The sequence below is a fragment of the Zhengella mangrovi genome (assembly GCF_002727065.1).
Taxonomy (GTDB): Bacteria; Pseudomonadota; Alphaproteobacteria; order Rhizobiales; family Rhizobiaceae; genus Zhengella; species Zhengella mangrovi.
In genome coordinates this window covers 87,832-105,109 of sequence record NZ_PDVP01000002.1, presented here as the reverse complement: position 1 = coordinate 105,109, position 17,278 = coordinate 87,832, and the positions used below count along the sequence as shown (strand labels likewise).

Sequence of the window (17,278 nt, the reverse complement as noted above, 5' to 3'; positions counted from 1 at the left end):
CATCGCTCCTCATGGTCCATTGAAGCGCCGGAATCGCCTGGTACCAAACGCTTTTGGAAACCATTTCACCAAGTGAAATTTGCGTCAGCGCTGCGTGTCCCGCGGTCGCTGCCGGATGCCTCAGGACCCGCTGCCGCTCTCGCCGGAGATCTGCTGTCCGAGTGTGCGCGCAATGGTTTTGACCTCGCCGAGATATTTGGCCACGATGTCGGCCTGGGACGTCACGCGCCGGATCCAGGTGATGTTGATGCAGGCGGCGACACGCCGGCCATTGAACACCGGAACGGCCAGCGAATCCCGGCCGTCGTCGTAGTGGCGCCGGGTGAGATCGAAATTGCCGCCGAAACGCGGATCGCGCACCGCGTATCCGCGCTGGCGTGTCATCGAGATGATCTCGCCGACCCATTTGCTGTCGCGGGCCATCTTGTCGCCGGAGCGCATGCTGTGGCGAAGCCGGTCCAGCGTCGCGTCCCGCTCCTCCGTGGGACAGAAGGCGAGATAGGCTCTCCCGGTCGCCGACAGCAGCATATTGACCTGGAAACCGACCGGGCCAAGCTCGATATGGTGGAAGTAGGAACGCGGTGCGGTGGCCTCGATGACTTCCATGTGGGTCAGGCGCGGTACGGCGAGGATCGATGGCCACCGGATCGTTTGCGTCATCTTTTCGAGCAGCGGCGAGGCAAGCTCGGCCAGGCGGATTTCCTCTTCCGCACGGGTCAGGGACTTCTGCAAAACGTGGCTGGCCAGGTAGGCATTGTCGACGATGCGCTGCCAGATCATGCCTTCCCCTTCGAGCGTCACGAGGATGCGCAGCAATGTCGCCTTGGGCAGGCCGGTGACCCGGTGAAGGTCGTTGAGGCTCATGCCGCCGGAGTTCTGCAGCAGGCGCAGCACCTGGACGCCGCGCGACAGCGCCCGGATCGTCTTCACGCTGGGCCGTTTCTCGGTCGAGAGCTTGCGCGGCTGCGGTGCCTGGCTTGTCTTCTGGAGGTCGATGTCGGACATGCTGCGGTTGTCCCGATTGGCCGGAATTGGTTTTCACCTAGTGAAATCCAGCCTTCGCAAAATTGCAAGCCGATCCGCCCGGCCGGTCAGAACACCGGCCGCCGGACAAGTCGGTGACCGCGCTATGGCTCGACGATTCGCACGTTGAGAAGCGCGCACCGCCGCTCGTCGCGGATGGCCCGGAAGGCCGCATCCAGGGCAGGGCGCAGGTCGGCCGCCTCGTGGACATCGAGCGCAAGGGCACGGCTCGCCCTGGCCACGAGGCAGAAATCCGGCGACGGCGTCAGGCCGGTCAATGGCATGCGATTGGCCTTCGCCGCGGCACCGTCGGGATAAAGCCCGGAGACCGACTGGCGCACGGCTCCCCACTCGCCATTGTTGAGAATGACGACAAGTACGGGCAGTTGCAGGGCTTCCGCGATCTGGTGGCAGGCCACGGGGTTGGAAAACATGTAGCTGCCGTCGCCCATGGTCGCGACGCAAAGCCGGTCCGGCTCCGCCAGCTGGGCGCCGAGCGCGCACGGGAAAGACCAGCCGAGGCCGCCGGAATGCGGTTCCTGGAACCAGGACCGGTGACGGCGCCGGGGCAGGGGGCCAAGCATCGTTCCCAGTTCCGAGAAGACGGAATTTTCGCAATCAAGTTCGTCGAGCGCTTCCCCGAGTATGCGGCTGACGGAAGCCTTGGTAAGATCGCTGCCCTTCGGTTCGGCCGCTTCCCTTTGGCGGTCGCGTAGGGCGCCGGTCGCCTCGGCCAGCCGCGCCCGCCGGGCGTCTCGCCGGGCCCTGTCGACGGGCAGGCGCGCCATGGCCTCGACAAGAGCCGGAATGGTCCGGGCGTTCTCGCCGACAATCGAAAGGTCGGACCGGAAATTGCGCACCGGGAAACGGGAAAAGATCGGGTCCGGACCCATGTTGACGATTTTCGCGTCGGGTGCCGGCCCGTGCGCATCGGGCATCCAGGGCGCCAGGCAGTCGAGGATCAGGACCACGTCGGCATTCTCGAGCCAGGGCGCAGGATTGGCGCCGACATGGCACGGATGGTCGGTCGGGATTGCCAGGTGGGTCGCCCACCAGGAGCAGACGGCGATGCCCCATTCCTCGGCCCAGCGGCCGAAGGCCTCGAAACTCGCCGCGTCGCCGGCCCCGCGCTGGGCGACGATCAGCGGGGCGTCGGCATCCGCCAGCCAGCGCGCGAGCGTTTCGGTCGCCGCCGGGTCGGGCGCGGCGACGGCGGGCCGCATCGAGGGTGCCGCCTCCAGTCCCGCGACAGCGACCTCTTCGCACAGCACCTCGCGCGGCAGCGACAGGTAAACTGGACCCTTCGGGGTCGAGTTCGCGATGGCATGGCCCCGGTCGAGCACGGCGGGCAACTGCTCGGGAAACTTCAGTTCGTAGTCCCACTTGGCGGCCTCGCGCACCAGCGCGGTCTGGTCGCGCATTTCCTGTCCCCAGCCGATCGGCACGGTCCGCGCGCCGAAGCGCCCGCTTTCGGTCACGGGCGTTCGCCCCGACATGAGGATCATCGGGATGTGCTCGCAGGCCGCGTTGATGGCGCCGATGGCGCCGTTGGCGAGGCCGACATTGGTGTGCAGCATGACGGCCTGCGCGCGCCCGGTCATCAGGTAATAGCCGTGCGCCATGCCCAGCGCCGCGTGTTCATGCGGCATGACCAGCGCCTTTGGCAGGTCGATCCCCGCGGATTCGGCCTGGGCCAGTCCTTCGATGATCGGCGGGAAGTCGGTGCCGGAATTGGCGAAGACATAATCCACGCCGAGCGCCTTCAGCCGCGGAAAGATCGCTCCGCCGGCAGTCATCCCCTCATGTGCACCCATGTCGGCCTCCCTGGCCGGCAAGGTCCGGCGCTTCTCCCGTTGCGGTGAAGTGAAAGGCCTGCCGGCGGGCTTGTCCAGTGCGGCAAGGCCCGAAATGATCGGCCACGGCCTAGAGCTTGAACCAGGCCGTCTTCAGGTCGAGATACTTGTCGAAGGCATGCAGCGACTTGTCATGCCCGTTGCCCGACTGCTTCACGCCGCCGAGCGGCACGGTGAGATCGGAGCCGCCATAGGTGTTGACGTGAACCACGCCGGCCCTGATCCGACGCACCATGCGATGGGCGCGCGACAGGTCGGAGGTCCAAACCGCCGACGCCAGGCCGTAGTCCGTGCCATTGGCGATCGCGACGGCTTCGTCCTCGCTGTCGAAGGCGATCACCGCGAGCACGGGCCCGAACACCTCGTCGGTAGCGATACGGTCGTCGGGTTCCACGCCGGTGACGATCGTCGGTTCCATGAAATAGCCGCCGGTCTCCTCCAGGATGCGCTTGCCGCCGATATGCACGGTGCGCCCCTTGGCCCGGGCTTCCTCGACAAAGCCGAGGTTCTGCTCAAGCTGGCGCAGCGAATTGACCGCGCCCGCCGAGATCGACGGATCGAGGGGATCGCCGATCTTCATGCCCCGGGCGTGTTTTGCCAGCTTCTCGACGAAGGCATCGTGGACCGACCGTTCGACGAGCAGGCGGGACCCGGCGATACAGACCTGGCCGGAATTGCGGAAGATGCCGGCCGCCGAGACTTTTGCTGCTTCGTCGAGATCCGGCGCGTCGGCAAAGACGATGTTGGGGGATTTTCCGCCGAGTTCCAGGTAGACGCGCTTCAGGTTCGACCGCGCGGAGGCTTCGAGAAGCCGCCGGCCGGTCGGACCCGAGCCGGTGAAAACCAGCACGTCTACATCCATCGACATCGAGATCGCTTCGCCGACCACGTGGCCTTCGCCGGTGACCACGTTCAGCACGCCAGCCGGCAGGCCCGCTTCAAGGCCGAGTTCCGCCAGCCGCAGCAAGGCCAGGGAAGCCGGCTCGGCGGGCTTCATGACCATGGTGCAGCCGGCCGCAAGCGCCGGGCCGATCTTCCAGGCGCCGATCATCAGCGGAAAGTTCCAGGGGACGATGGCACCGACCACCCCCGCCGGTTCCCGGTGGACGAGGCCGAGCGTGCCGGGAGGCGTCGGCGCGATCTCGCCGGCGATCTTGTCGATGGCTTCGGCGTAGTAGCGGATGGTCGCTGCCGCAGAAAGCGGCTCCGCCTTTAACGCCATGCCGATTTCGGTTCCGTTGTCGCGAACGCCGAGAACGGCCAGTTCCAGCGCGTTGGCCTCGATCAGCGCGGCCCAGTCGAGAAGGATCGCCTTGCGCTGCGCCGGCGCCAGGTCCGACCAGCGGCCGTCATCGAAGGCGCGCCGCGCCGCCGCGATCGCGGCGTCGGCATCCTGCTTCGTGCCGCGCGCGATCGTCGTCAGCACCGTCCCGTCGAGCGGAGAGGTGACATCCATCGTTGCGCCGTCCGACGCTTCGATCCTGCCACCATCGATGACATGGCCCTGCGGTGCGACGGGAGCCTTGCGAAGGACGTCGATACGGTTCTGGTCAAGCATGGTGTTCACTCCTGCTGGATGGCCCCGGCGCGGGATCAACGGTTTGGGCGGGGCGCGGATGGCGGCGAAGGCTTATGCGGGGCGCGGCGGCAGGCCGGTCTCGTCCCGGCGTTTCGGCAGGGCAGGCCGTCATTCAAGCCAGGTTTTCCGGCGCACCGGTCGTGGATGCCCGTTTCGTCCATGAAGTCCTCCCCGGCGCCCGGCGCCGGACGGCGTGGACGCGATCCTGCGCAGCTTACGGCCGAACCGTTTTGCGCAAACGGCACACGCCACTGCGTTTCATCCTGTGAAACCCATTCTGGCGCACTTCGCAAGTTACTTTACATGATAATTTTTTCGATGCAGCCTTTGTAACCGGGAGGAGAGGTGCCGGATTGCCCGGCGCCGGTTGGTTTTGACGGCGGGCATGCTGTGCTGGCCATCCGTCGATGCCATTCTCCCTGCGGATGGCGGGGAAAGGCATGGAAGCATCGCGTCGGTTCGACTACGTTATCGTGGGTGCAGGCTCTGCCGGCGCGGTGCTGGCAAATCGCCTGAGCGCCGACCCGTCTGTGCGCGTCTGCCTTGTCGAAGCCGGCGGCACCGGCCGCAGCCCGTTCGTGTCCATGCCGCTCGGTGTCATCTGGCTGGCCAAGGACCCAAGGCACAACTGGTTGTTGGCATCGTCGCCGCAACCGGACCTGGACAACCGGAAAGTATCGATCCCGCGCGGCAAGGTCCTCGGCGGCTCCTCGGCGATCAACGGCATGATCTATATCCGCGGTCATCGCGAGGATTACGATGCCTGGGCCCGCAACGGTTGCACGGGCTGGGACTACGAGTCCGTCCTGCCGTATTTCCGGCGCTCCGAAGACAATGACAACCGGGCCCTGGAAGAGCGCTTCCACGGCCGCGGCGGTCCGCTCTCGGTCGCCGATCTCCGCGACCCCAACCCCGCCGATCGCGATTTCATGGCCGCTGCCAACGCGCTCCAGATCCGCGATTGCACGGATTTCAACGCGGCCGAGCCGGAAGGCGTCGGGATCTACCAGGTGACCCAGAAGGACGGGCGCCGGCATTCGACCGCGGCTGCCTTCCTGGCGCCGGTCCGGGCCAGGGCGAACCTGCACATCGTCACCGATGTCGAGGTTGAGAGGGTCGTCTTCGACGGCGGCCGCGCCACGGGTGTCACCGGACGCCGTGGCGACGGGTCGGCCTGGGATGTCCGGGCCGGCGAGGTGATCCTGTCGGCGGGCGCCTTCGGTTCGCCCGACATCCTCATGAAGTCCGGCATCGGGCCGGCCGATAGGATCGCCGGGTTCGGGGGGCAGGTGATCGCGGACCTGCCGGGTGTCGGGCAGAATCTCCAGGATCACGTCGATTGCATGGTCATCTGCCGTGCCGCGACGACCATACCCTACGGACTGTCACTCCAGGCGGTGCCGAAACTGGCGTTGCACGGACTGCGCTGGATTTTCGGCAGGCGCGGCATGCTGTCGTCCAACATGGTGGAAGCGGGCGGCTTCGTCCGGTCCTCGCCGGCCGAAGCCCGTCCCGATCTGCAGTTTCACTTCATTCCGGGCCTGAAGAGCCATCGCGGCCGCATGTTCGAATACGGGCACGGCATGTCGCTCCACACCTGCGTCCTTCGCCCGGACAGCCGCGGTTCGGTGACCCGCACGCGCGCCGACGGGCCGCCGGTCATCGATCTCGGCCTGCTGCGCGAGGATAGCGACATGGAACGCCTTTTGAAGGGCGTGAAGCTGGCGCGCGACATTCTCAGCCAGGCGCCGCTCGCACGCCACGGCCTGGGCGAGGTGATTCCCGGGGACGGGGTGACCGATGACGCGGCCCTGCGTGAATATATCCGCAAACACGCGCGAACTGTGTATCATCCCGTCGGGACCTGCGCGATGGGCACCGGTGCGCAGGCCGTGACGGATCCGCGATTGCGGGTCCGGGGAGTGGGAGGTCTGAGGGTCGTCGATGCGTCGATCATGCCGACGATCGTCAGCGGAAATACCAACGCCCCCGCGATCATGATCGCGGAAAAGGCGGCAGACATGATCATGGAGGAGCGCCGGTCGGAAATGATGGCCTCATGAGTGGTAGCGCGGCACCGGTGGAGCCGGTGTCCGTTCGGGTAACCCGGCAGCCGGACCGCGGTCCGGCCAACGGGGAGCAGGAAGCCTAAGGTTGAACCCAGGGGAGGAGACCCACATGAAACTGAAACTTGCACTCGCGGCCTTTGCCGCGGCATGCGCCTTTGCCCTGTCGGGCCCGGCGCAGGCCCAGGACAAACCGTCCTGCGGCGCCAATACCGGGCAGGCCGCATCCGGCGAGCCGATCATCGTCGGCGGCATCCATGGCAATGCGGCCCCGGGCGATTTTTCCGCGGCCACGGACGCCGCGGCCGCCTATTTCAAATGCGTGAACGCCAATGGCGGCATCCATGGCCGTCCGGTCGACTACCGGGTCGAAAACGACCAGTGGAACCCGGAACTCGCCGCGCAGGCCGCTGCCAAGCTGGTGAATGACACCGATTCCGTTGCCCTCGTCGGCAATGGCTCGTTCATCGAGATGGCTGTCAACGCGGCGACCTATGCCAAGGCCGACATCATGGTCATGGCCGCCGGCTGCGCCATCTCGGAGTGCTTCGAGACATCCAACATCGTGTCGACCAACCAGGGACCGTTGCCCTCGAACGTCGGCGCGGCGCAATACGCGCAGGAAGAACTCGGTGCCAAGAACATCGCCTGCATCGGCCTGAACATCCCGAACAACGGCATCTGGTCCTGCCAGGCCGTCATCGATTTCATGGAATCGCGTGGCGGAACCGGGTCCATGGCCCTGCTCAACCCGGGTGCGCCGGATGTCAACTCCGCGCTGCTCGAAGCCGTTTCGAGCGGTGCCGACACCATCCTGATCAACCAGCCGGCCGGTCTCGCGCTGGCGATCCTGAAGGCCGCCGAGGAACAGGACCTGCGCGACCAGTTCAACTGGATCGCGCCGACCCCGCTCTATGACCTCTCGGTCCCCGATGCGGTGGGCGAATACTGGCACGGCCACGTCTACGTGAACGCCGAGCTTGCGCCTTTCCAGGTCAACGGCCCGGATGCGCAGAACTGGATCAAGGTCATGGACGGCTTCGCCAACCCGGAAGATCCCCGCGACACCTTCGCCCAGGCCGGATATCTCTCGGCGAAGTTCTTCACCGAGACCATGCTCGCCATGGATCCCGCCGACGTGGGTGACCGCGCCAAGGTGTCGGAGGCGATCCGCAACATCAAGGGTCTGAAGTCCGACCTGATGTGCGGTCCCTACTACGTGGGCAACGCCGACTTCCACATGCCGAACCACGCCGGCTACATGGTGAAGATCGTCAAGGGCGGCTACGAGATCGTCCGCGAGTGCTACCAGTACGACAGCCCTTACTTCGAGAAGATCATCGCTCTCGAAAAGGAAATGGGGGTCCAGTAACCGCTGGTCCGAAGGGCGGCCGGAGCGTTCCGGCCGCCCCCCGCCTCGAAAGACTTTCCGCCGGATCAATGGAACATGGATAAATCCAGGCTGCTCAACTGGCTGCTCTATGCCGCGCTCATGGCGCTCGTCATCGGCCTTCTCGGCTGGGGCAAACCGATGAAGATCCTCGGCCTGTTCTTTGCCTCCGGCCTCGCGGTCGGTTCGCTTTACGCGCTCGGCGGCATTGGCATGGTCGTCCTTTACCGCGCCTCCGGCGTGCTCAATTTCTCCAGTGGCGCGGCCGGTGCCGCCGGCGCGATGACCACCTGGCAGCTCGCCCAGTGGGGCGTCTGGCCGCCGCTGGCCTGGACGGCCTGTGTCGTCGTCGCCCTGCTGGCCACGCTCGCCTACGGCATGCTGATCGCGCCGCGGCTGGCGTGGCGCGAACCGGTCGTCAAGGCCGTCGCGACGCTCGGCTACGCGCTGATCCTGCTTGGTCTGGTCAGCTTCATATGGATCGACGACCCGCGGTCGATTGCCCTGCCCACCGACAAGATGGCAGTCAATTTCCTCGGCATGCGGATCACGATCACGCGCCTGATCGTCTTCGTTGCATCGATCGGCGTTGTCGTCGGCATTCACCAGTTCCTCGGCCGCACCCGCGTCGGGCTGCACATGCGCTCGCTGGCCAATGACCGCGATCTCTCGGCGCTGATCGGCGTTCCCGTTGTGGCGACGGAGACCATTGCGTGGGGCATTTCCGGCGTGCTTGCCGGCTTTACCGGTCTCATGTTCGCCGACCTCATCCGGCTTGAACCCACCGTCATCACCTTCATGGTCATTCCATCCATCGCGGCCGCGATCTGCGGACGGCTCGAGAGCCTCGGCCTCGTGCTCATTGGCGGCCTGTCGATCGGGGTGATCGAGAGCATGCTGACGCTCTCGCCCACGCTGAAAAACGTGCGGCCGATCGCGCCCTTCGTCATCGCGGCGCTCGTTCTCCTCTGGTACCAGCGCGGCACGCGCCTGACCTTTTCCGGGAGGGACTAGGCCATGCAGCGCAATCTCTTCCATGTCACGCCATCGGGCTGGGCCGGCCTCGCCTTTGCCGCATTTGCCTTTCTCGTCATCCCGGCCGTTGCCGGCCAGCTGTGGCTCAGCGTGTTCACGTCGGCGAGCTGTTTCGCGCTGGCGGCGGCGGGCGTCGCGTTCATGTATGCGCGCCTCGGCATGGTCAGCCTGACCCAGGTCGGCCTGATGGGCGTGGGAGGCTGGGTCATGTTGCGGCTCAACCATGCCTTCCACCTGCCGTTCGAGATCAATCTCGTCATCTCCGGCCTGGTCACCATGATGTGCGGCTGGGTGCTGGCGCTGCCCGCGCTGCGGCTGCGCGGGCTCTACCTGGCACTGGTGACCCTGATGGCCGCCGGCGGCCTCGAGATCATCTTCGCCACGTTCCAGTTTCCCAATGGCGGCGACGGCTTCTGGGGGGTCAAGACCGGCTCCGCCGCGCCTTTCGCGCGGCCCTGGCTGGCCCAGACGCCGGAAGCCTACCTGCGCTATACCGTGCTCGTCGTCATCCTCGGCTTCCTGCTCATCGAGGCGCACCGCCGGCTGGCGCCCGGGCGCGCCTGGGCGCTGATCCGACGGTCCGAGGCCGCCGCCATGGCCGCCGGCGTGAACATCGTCCTCTACAAGACCTGGGCCTTCGGGATTTCCGGCCTGCTCGGCGGCGTGGCCGGCGGTCTGCTGGCCGGCAGCCTCGGGCTTCTCGATGACGCGACCTTCCGCGCCAGCGAAAGCGTGATGCTGTTTGCCCTCGCGGTCGTCGGCGGCGCCCGTTACTGGCTCGGCGTCGTCATCGCCGCCACGCTTTTCCGCGTCCTTCCGGCGCTGCTTAACAATTGGGGCGTCGACGCCGACATTTCCTACGTGATCTTTGGTGCCGGCCTTCTCCACGCGGTGATCACGGCGCCGAACGGCATTGCCGGCCAGATCCACGACCTCTTCGGGAAGCGGCGAAAGGCAGAAGCCGGGGAGAAGGGGGCGGGCGATGATTGAGATCGGCAACGTGACGGTCCGCTTCGGAGGCGTTGTCGCGCTTTCCGGGGTTTCGGCAAGTTTCGCCCAGCCTGTCAGCGGCATCATCGGTCCCAACGGTGCCGGCAAGACCACGTTGATGAACGTGATTTCGGGCTTCGTCACCGCTGAGAGCGGGGAAATCCGCAAGGACGGCCAGAACCTGCTCGGGCTTTCGCCCTACCGGCGCGCGCACTGGGGCCTGCGGCGGTCGTTCCAGAAGGAGGAGATCGCCAACGATCTTTCCGTCTTCGACAACGTGCTGGTCCAGATCGACCATGCCCGCCAGCCGGCGTCGAAGCGCCATGCGGAGGTTGAGCGCATGCTCGAGTATGTCGGCATGGCCGACCGGGCCGGGCGCCTCGGGCGGGATCTCAACAAGTTCGAGCGCCGGCTGACCGATATCGCAAAGTGCATGGTCGGCAATCCGAAGCTGATCATGTTCGACGAGCCCGGCGGCGGCCTCTCCATCGAGGAAACCCAGCGGCTCGGCGACCTGATCCTCGGCATCCATGACCAGACCGGCGCCCAGACGCTGGTGATCGACCACGACGTCGAACTGATCTCCAGGATCTGTTCCGATACGCTCGTGCTCGACTTCGGCCGCCGGATCGCCTTTGGCGAGGTCCATGCCGTGCTGGCGGACCCGAAGGTGAAGGCAGCCTATCTCGGCACGGAGGAGGTCGTCGAATGACGCTCGAAGTCAAGGCATTGGAAGTGCGCGAGGGCAATCGCAGGATCCTGGGCGACGTCGACCTGAAGCTCGATCGCGGCGCCATCACCGCGGTCCTGGGCGCCAATGGCGCGGGCAAGTCGGAACTCGTGCTGGCCATTGCGGGGATCCTCCCTGTCTCCGCGGGCAGCGTTCACATCAACGGCGCCGACTTCACCGGTGCCGGCCCGGGCGCCATCCGCAGGGCAGGGGTGGCTGCCGTTCCCGAAGGGCACCGGGTCCTCACCAGGCTCTCCGTCGATGACAATCTGCGCGCGGCCGGCGCCCTGCTGTCAAAGGCCGAACTGGAGAAGACGCTGGCGGATACCTATGCGCTGTTCCCGGAACTCGCCGAGCGCAAGCCGCAGCTTGCCGGAACCATGTCCGGCGGCCAGCAGCAGATGCTCGCGCTCGGCCACGCGATGATGAGCCGGCCGTCCTACCTCCTGATCGACGAGATGTCGCTCGGCCTCGCACCGTTGATCGTCAAGCGCCTGATGAAATTCGTGACGACGCTGAAGGAGCGCAACGTCGGGGTCCTGCTGATCGAGCAGTTCACCGACATGGCGCTCGCCATCGCCGATCACGCGGTCGTCCTGCGCGGCGGCACGATCCGCTATTCCGGCCGTGCCGCGAAACTTGTGCAACAGCCCGACCTGCTGGACAGTGCCTATTTCGGGATCGACGCCGCCCGGCACGGCGCCCACGTGGGCGTTTGAAAACGCATCGCGACGGCCTCAGACGCTCATCCCGCCATCGACGCAGAGCGTGGTCCCCGTCGTGAAGCTGCTTTGAGCCGACGCGAGATACAGCACCGAGCGGGCGATTTCGGCGGACGTCGCATGGCGGCCCATCGGGATCGCCTCGTTGAAGAATTGCGTCGCGTCGCGGCCGATGATCGCGCCGAGATCGTCCTCGACCGCCTGCTGGAAATCGTTCGAGACCGGCCCCGGGTTGATGGTGTTGACGCGAATGCCCCGCGCCGCCAGTTCCTTCGCCAGGACCCGCATCAGCCCCGTCAGCGCGTGCTTGGCCGTGATGTAGCCATAGACGCCCGGGTCGCCGCGCAATCCGGCCACGCTCGACGTGATGATGATGCTGCCGCCGCGCTGCATGTGCGGCACGCAGTATTTTGCTGCCAGGAAGGCGCCGCGCACATGAACGGCCATCACGCTGTCGAACACCTCGGTAGGATAGCTCTCGACCGGCGCCACGGTACCGAAATTCCCCGCGTTGGAGAACAGGACATCGATCGCGCCAAACCGGTCGACGGCCGCGCGGGCATATCGTCTTGTGTCCTCTTCGCTCGAAACGTCCGCGGCGACGGTCAGCAGGCGGTCCTCCGGCAGCGCCATCTGGCTTGCCGCGTTCGCAAGCGCGTCGCGGTCGCGGTCGACCAGCACGATCCGGGCGCCATGGTCCGCGAGAACCCCGGCGCTCGCCAGGCCGATGCTGCCGGCGCCGCCGGTGATGAGGCAGGTTTTCCCTTCGAGATCGAACACGCTTGCTTCCCTCCCGGCCCCGGTGGTCCCCGGCACCATCCCGGGCGGCGTCACGCTTGGAGCCTATGGCCTTTCTAGCCGTCTCTTGCGGCCATGTCATTCCGTTCCGCGGCAGCCTATTGCCGTGGCAGCCAGGCGCGGATCGCGCCGCCGTAGGTTCCCGCTTCCGGTTCTGCCGGGTGCCTGTCCCTGAGCGCCAGCATGCCCACCCAGGCCGTATGGATCAGCTCGTAGCTGTTGATCGTGGGTTCGGCCTTGTTCAGCTTGATGCGCGCCAGGTCGCTTTCGGTCAGGTCGGGAAAGAGCTTGTAGAGATAGTAGCGCAGCCAGTCGCCGCGTGTCCTGCGATAGACGGCCAGCACGTAGCGCACACCGTCGCGGACCTGACGGTCGTTCTTCGGGCCGCATCCGTACTGTCGAAGCGTGTCCACCACCGAGGCGAAAGTGTCGAAATCGTTCATCTGCATGAGCGTGTAGAAGTTCTCGCGCAGGAATCGGTAGAGCGACGGATTGTCGGCGATATCGATCGGATAGCGGCGCACGCCGGTGGGGATCTGGGTCACGTGGACGGCAAGGTCGGCTGTCTTGAGGAAATCCGTGTTGCGCAGCGCGGGCGTGAACGGCCGGGCCGGCCCGAAATCGTATGAGCTGAAATAGGCCCATGCCGCCTCGGCAAAGCCGTCTGCCTCGTCCGGCACCTCGATGGCGTCGTTGACGCTGGCTTCCGTCAGCCAGATCGACCAGAGCGCGAGGTCGAACAGGTCCTCGATGTCGGCCGGCCCGGAAGCGCCGGTCTGCAGGATGCCCTGGTAGTCGACGGGAATCGCGGTTTCCAGCGTGCCGCAATCGGCCACCGCCGCGTTGGTCCGTTCGGTGATGGTCTCCCGGTTCTTGTCATCGCCCGGAAGAAGCCGGTTGGCGAAAATGGCAAGCGGCAGCAACTCGCGGAACTCGATGCACGCCGCCTCCTCGGGCGGCAGGTCCAGGTAGGGCTCCATCAGTGTCCCGAGGTTTTCCCGCGCGGCTTGTTCGGCTTTCGCATCGATGGCGGGGTGATTGGCCGTCGCATAGGTGACCTGGATGACCGATTCGATGGAATCGTCCCAGATGTCCTGGATCACGTCCGGCCGACTTCGGAACAGGCCGATGAGCTGGTCCAGTGCCGCTTCGACGGCCTTTTTCGCTTCGCTGTCTTCGTCTGCGCTCCACGGCGCGGGATCGAGGTTTTCAAGCAGCGCTGGCGGCTGCCACGCCACCGGCATTTTCGCCGGGTCGTTCACGCAGGCCGGTGGCAGGTCCTGGGCGCCGGCGGCCAGCGATGAAAACATCCAGGCGGCGGCAGCGGCACTTGTCTTGAATGTGGAGGGTTTCATGAAACTCGTCTTCAGGGTTCAAGCAATTCCAGCGAAAGTGGGCACCGGTTTCGTGTCCGGAATTGCGGATGACATGTAGCTGGTGCAATTCCAGCGAAAGTGGGCGCCGGTTTCGCATCCCGTATGGCGGAAGCGTTCCGGCACCAGCAGGTCCAGGCGTCGAAGCCGTGCCGGAACACAAGGCTTGCATGACGCAGCATACGCGGACAAGCGTCGGCTGCAATGGCTCGTTCCGGGCACCCGGGCATGACCGTTCAATCCATCAAGCCGCGCGACGTTCCCTGCCACTGTGCCACCCTGCGCCACGCAGCCGGGCTGCCGTGTCAGGCTTTCCTCCCGCCGTTTCGGGCATCTTTCCGGGCCTGTAGCGGCGAGCAGCCGAATTCGGCCTTGAACGCCCGAGCCATCGCCGTTGCATCGCGATAGCCGCATCGCGTCGCGATTTCGGCGACACTCGCGGTCGTCTGGGTCAGGCGGCGCCGGGCCTCGCCGAGGCGGATACTGCGGTAGATGCGCACCGGGCTCGCGCCGAAACCGTCCTGGAACGCCTTTTCCAGCGCCCGCTGGCCGAGCCCGACCGCGCGCGCAATCGCCTCGATCGGCAATGGTTGCTCGACCGACCGTCGCATCAGCGTCGCGGCCGCCAGAACCGTCTGGCGCGGCGACCGGCCCGATGGCGGCGGCAGATCGGCGTCGCGCGCCCCGATCATGAACAGCGCCGCAACGTCCAGCGCCAGGCGGGCGCCATGGTGGCGTTCGACCAGGTCCAGCATGAGATCGAGTGTCGTCGTCGCACCACCCGAGCTGGCGCGCCTGCCGTCGATCACGAACCGGTCCTCCACGACGGAGACCTCGGGGAAGCGCTCGGCGAAATCGGTGAGGATATCCCAGTGCGATGTGGCCTTGTAGCCGTCGAGAAGCCCGGCAGCGGCCAGCAGCCAGCTCCCGGTGTCGAGCCCGGCCAGCATGGAGAAGCGCCGGTCGGCGGCGCGCAGGGCCGAAAGGCAGGCCGGCGTGGCATGGCTCTCGTGGCCATAGCCCGGCATGACGAGCAGACCTTCGCCGCCGCCATGGCGCGACAGCGGCGCGGGCTGAACCGCAAGTCCGCTCGAAGACACCAGCGGGGCCGCGGTCAGCGCGAGGAAATCCCATTGGTAAAGGTGGTGTCCCGACAGCATGTTGGCGGCACGCAGCGGTTCGATCGCGTTGGCCAGGCACAGGTTGGAAAAGCCGTCGAAGAGCAGGACGGCCATCGTGCGGACAGGCTGGGTCAGGTTCGATATCGGCATGAAACAAGACCAATGCTGCAAGGTGCATGCGCGCAGTTAGGCTTAACTGCGGCTTGAAGGCAAGGCGGCGTGGCGCGCCTGCCGCCGAAACGCGAAACGACTAAAGGGGAATCGACATGCCGCTTGCCATGAACAGGGATGTTTTCATCACCTGCGCCGTCACCGGGTCCGGTGCGACGCAGGACCGCTCGCCGCATGTTCCGCGTTCGCCAGAACAGATCGCGGCCAGTGCCATCGACGCGGCGAAGGCCGGCGCGGCCGTCGTCCATTGCCACGTGAGGGATCCGGAGACGGGCGCTCCCTCGCGCCGCCGCGAGCTTTACCGCGAAGTGACGGAGCGGATTCGCGCGGCCGACGTCGATGTCGTGCTGAACCTGACGGCGGGCATGGGCGGCGACATCGTCTTCGGCTCCACCGAGTCGCCCTTGCCGCTGAACCCGGCGGGAACAGACATGGTGGGCGCGGCCGAACGCGTGGCGCACGTGGCCGAATGCCTGCCGGAGATCTGCACGCTCGACTGCGGCACGATGAACTTCGCCGAAGCCGATTACGTGATGACCAACACGCCGGGCATGCTGCGCGCTATGGGGGCGATGATGACCGCGCTCGGCGTCAAGCCGGAAATCGAGGCCTTTGACACCGGCCACCTCTGGTTCGCCAAGGCATTGGTGGAGGAAGGCACGCTGGCCTCTCCGGCGCTGGTGCAACTGTGCATGGGCGTGCCCTGGGGCGCGCCGAACGATCTCCATACCTTCCTGGCGATGGTCAACGCGGTACCGGCCGACTGGGCCTGGTCGGCCTTCAGCCTTGGCCGCGACCAGATGCCCTTCGTCGCGGCGTCCGTGCTGGCCGGGGGCAATGTCCGCGTCGGCCTGGAAGACAACCTGTGGCTCGAGAAGGGCGTCCTGGCGACCAACGCGCAACTGGTGGAAAAGGCGGTCGGCATCATCGAGGGCATGGGCGCCCGCGTCATGGGACCGGCGCAGGTGCGCGATAAACTCGGCCTCGTGAAGAGGGCGCCGAAATGACCGCCAGGGCAGCGATCATCGGCGGCGGCGTCATCGGGGGCGGTTGGGCCGCGCGCTTCCTCCTCAATGGCTGGGACGTCGCGGTCCACGATCCTGATCCGCAGGCGAAGCGGAAGATCGACGAGGTGCTCGCCAACGCAAGGCGCAGCCTGCCGTCCATCTACGATCGTGCCCTGCCACCCGAGGGGCGCATGACCTTTCACGACGCGGTGACGGATGCCGTCGAGGGCGCCGACTGGATCCAGGAAAGCGTGCCGGAACGTCTCGATCTCAAGCACGCGGTCTTCGAGGCTATCCACGGGGGATTGAAGCCGGGCGCGATCCTCGGTTCCTCGACGTCGGGCTTCAAGCCATCGGAACTGAATGCCGGGGGCGCCGGCGCCATCGTCGCCCACCCCTTCAACCCGGTCTACCTGCTGCCGCTGGTCGAACTGGTCGGCGACGCGCAAACGACCGGCCGGGCCGCCGACATCCTGCGCGGCATCGGCATGTTTCCCTTGGTCGTGCGCAAGGAGATCGACGCCCACATCGCCGACCGCTTGCTGGAAGCCGTCTGGCGGGAAAGCCTCTGGCTGGTTCGCGACGGCATCGCCACGACGGAGGAGATCGACGAGGCGATCCGCATGGGTTTCGGCCTGCGCTGGGGCCAGATGGGTCTCTTCGAGACCTATCGCATTGCCGGCGGCGAGGCCGGCATGCGCCATTTCATGGCGCAGTTCGGTCCGGCCCTGTCATGGCCCTGGACCCGTCTCATGGACGTGCCGGAGTTCACCGAAGACCTCGTCGACCTGATCGCCGGACAGTCGGACGCGCAATCCGGTCACCGCTCGATCCGGGAACTGGAGCGGCTGCGCGACGACAATCTCGTCGCCATGATGCGGGCACTGAAGCGCAACGACAGCGGCGCCGGCGGTGTCATTCGTGGCCATGAGCGGACCATGGCGCATGGCGCGGCGGGAGATGGCGACCAATGCCAGGTGCCCGTGTCATGGACCGGCCGCAACGGGCGGATCACCGACGCCGGCTACCTCGAGGCAGGCAGGCAGGCCATGGACCGCTTCGTCGCATTGGCCGCCGGAACGGACACGGACGCCTCATTCGTGGCAACGGAAAGCCACATGCGGACGCTGGCAAGGATCGGCGCCGGGGACCGGCTGACGACCGTCACGCACCTCCTCGGCACGGACAGGGCAGGGACGGGCGTTCACCTGTTCGTCGAGATGAAGCGCCCCGACGGGACGCTGCTGGCCACCCTCGAAACGGTGCTCGTGCATGAGTCGGAGTCTGGAGAGGGGTCTTCCGGGGAAAGCGCGCTGGCCCGATTGGCCGGAAACAGGGCGTCTGGTCCCTGGCCGGAAGGCGCCGGCCGCCTGTCCCTGGCGGAATGAGGTCAATCCGGAACTTGAAAAGGGGGCGCCGC

Annotated in this window: 14 protein-coding genes; 8 read left to right on the top strand and 6 right to left on the bottom strand. The window is 66.4% G+C overall.

From position 1 onward, the window contains the following. Positions 1–120: 120 nt before the first annotated feature. From CSC94_RS04365 to CSC94_RS04355, 3 genes are all read right to left on the bottom strand, one after another. Entirely contained in the window at positions 121–1,005 is an 885-nt protein-coding gene (locus CSC94_RS04365) for a helix-turn-helix domain-containing protein (RefSeq protein ID WP_099304206.1), read from the bottom strand. 122 nt (positions 1,006–1,127) lie between these two features. Next, a complete protein-coding gene (locus CSC94_RS04360; RefSeq protein ID WP_099304204.1) occupies positions 1,128–2,837 on the bottom strand; it encodes a thiamine pyrophosphate-requiring protein in 1,710 nt (569 codons plus the stop codon). Positions 2,838–2,946: 109 nt separating this feature from the next. Further along, positions 2,947–4,434 (bottom strand): aldehyde dehydrogenase, encoded by a 1,488-nt coding sequence (locus tag CSC94_RS04355; protein WP_099304202.1) that lies wholly within the window; start codon positions 4,432–4,434, stop codon positions 2,947–2,949. A 461-nt stretch (positions 4,435–4,895) separates the two neighbouring features. On the opposite strand from CSC94_RS04355, the gene CSC94_RS04350 reads away from it, so the two are divergent. The 6 genes from CSC94_RS04350 to CSC94_RS04325 all read left to right on the top strand — a co-directional run bounded on the left by CSC94_RS04350 (position 4,896) and on the right by CSC94_RS04325 (position 11,385). Further along, positions 4,896–6,518, top strand: coding sequence for a GMC family oxidoreductase (locus CSC94_RS04350; RefSeq protein WP_205853230.1), 1,623 nt, complete (start codon positions 4,896–4,898; stop codon positions 6,516–6,518). Between the two features lie 115 nt (positions 6,519–6,633). Beyond that, the gene (locus tag CSC94_RS04345) at positions 6,634–7,893 is read left to right on the top strand and encodes an ABC transporter substrate-binding protein (protein ID WP_099304200.1); all 1,260 of its coding nucleotides are present in this window, start codon (positions 6,634–6,636) and stop codon (positions 7,891–7,893) included. A 75-nt stretch (positions 7,894–7,968) separates the two neighbouring features. After that, positions 7,969–8,925, top strand: coding sequence for a branched-chain amino acid ABC transporter permease (locus CSC94_RS04340; protein WP_099304198.1), 957 nt, complete (start codon positions 7,969–7,971; stop codon positions 8,923–8,925). A 3-nt stretch (positions 8,926–8,928) separates the two neighbouring features. Continuing rightward, entirely contained in the window at positions 8,929–9,936 is a 1,008-nt protein-coding gene (locus CSC94_RS04335) for a branched-chain amino acid ABC transporter permease (RefSeq protein WP_099304196.1), read from the top strand. Then, positions 9,929–10,648, top strand: coding sequence for an ABC transporter ATP-binding protein (locus tag CSC94_RS04330; protein ID WP_099304194.1), 720 nt, complete (start codon positions 9,929–9,931; stop codon positions 10,646–10,648). Before CSC94_RS04335 ends, CSC94_RS04330 begins: the two co-directional genes overlap by 8 nt. Continuing rightward, the gene (locus tag CSC94_RS04325; RefSeq protein WP_099304192.1) at positions 10,645–11,385 is read left to right on the top strand and encodes an ABC transporter ATP-binding protein; all 741 of its coding nucleotides are present in this window, start codon (positions 10,645–10,647) and stop codon (positions 11,383–11,385) included. Before CSC94_RS04330 ends, CSC94_RS04325 begins: the two co-directional genes overlap by 4 nt. 18 nt (positions 11,386–11,403) lie before the next feature. Here the strand turns inward: CSC94_RS04325 and CSC94_RS04320 are convergent, their stop codons facing one another. From CSC94_RS04320 to CSC94_RS04310, 3 genes are all read right to left on the bottom strand, one after another. Next, the gene (locus CSC94_RS04320) at positions 11,404–12,168 is read right to left on the bottom strand and encodes an SDR family NAD(P)-dependent oxidoreductase (RefSeq protein WP_245408252.1); all 765 of its coding nucleotides are present in this window, start codon (positions 12,166–12,168) and stop codon (positions 11,404–11,406) included. 116 nt (positions 12,169–12,284) lie between these two features. Then, a complete protein-coding gene (locus tag CSC94_RS04315; RefSeq protein ID WP_099304188.1) occupies positions 12,285–13,541 on the bottom strand; it encodes a hypothetical protein in 1,257 nt (418 codons plus the stop codon). Between the two features lie 323 nt (positions 13,542–13,864). Beyond that, positions 13,865–14,830 carry a GlxA family transcriptional regulator gene (locus tag CSC94_RS04310; protein ID WP_099304186.1) on the bottom strand — a complete coding sequence of 322 codons (966 nt, stop codon included), beginning with the start codon at positions 14,828–14,830 and terminating at the stop codon, positions 13,865–13,867. Between the two features lie 116 nt (positions 14,831–14,946). Here CSC94_RS04310 and bcoG point away from each other — a divergent pair, with 116 nt between their 5' ends. Both bcoG and CSC94_RS04300 read left to right on the top strand, forming a co-directional pair. Further along, positions 14,947–15,858 (top strand): 3-dehydrocarnitine:acetyl-CoA trimethylamine transferase BcoG, encoded by a 912-nt coding sequence (bcoG, locus tag CSC94_RS04305; protein WP_099304184.1) that lies wholly within the window; start codon positions 14,947–14,949, stop codon positions 15,856–15,858. Next, positions 15,855–17,246 (top strand): 3-hydroxyacyl-CoA dehydrogenase NAD-binding domain-containing protein, encoded by a 1,392-nt coding sequence (locus CSC94_RS04300; RefSeq protein ID WP_099304182.1) that lies wholly within the window; start codon positions 15,855–15,857, stop codon positions 17,244–17,246. The genes bcoG and CSC94_RS04300 overlap by 4 nt, the downstream gene beginning before the upstream one ends. Positions 17,247–17,278 lie beyond the last annotated feature (32 nt).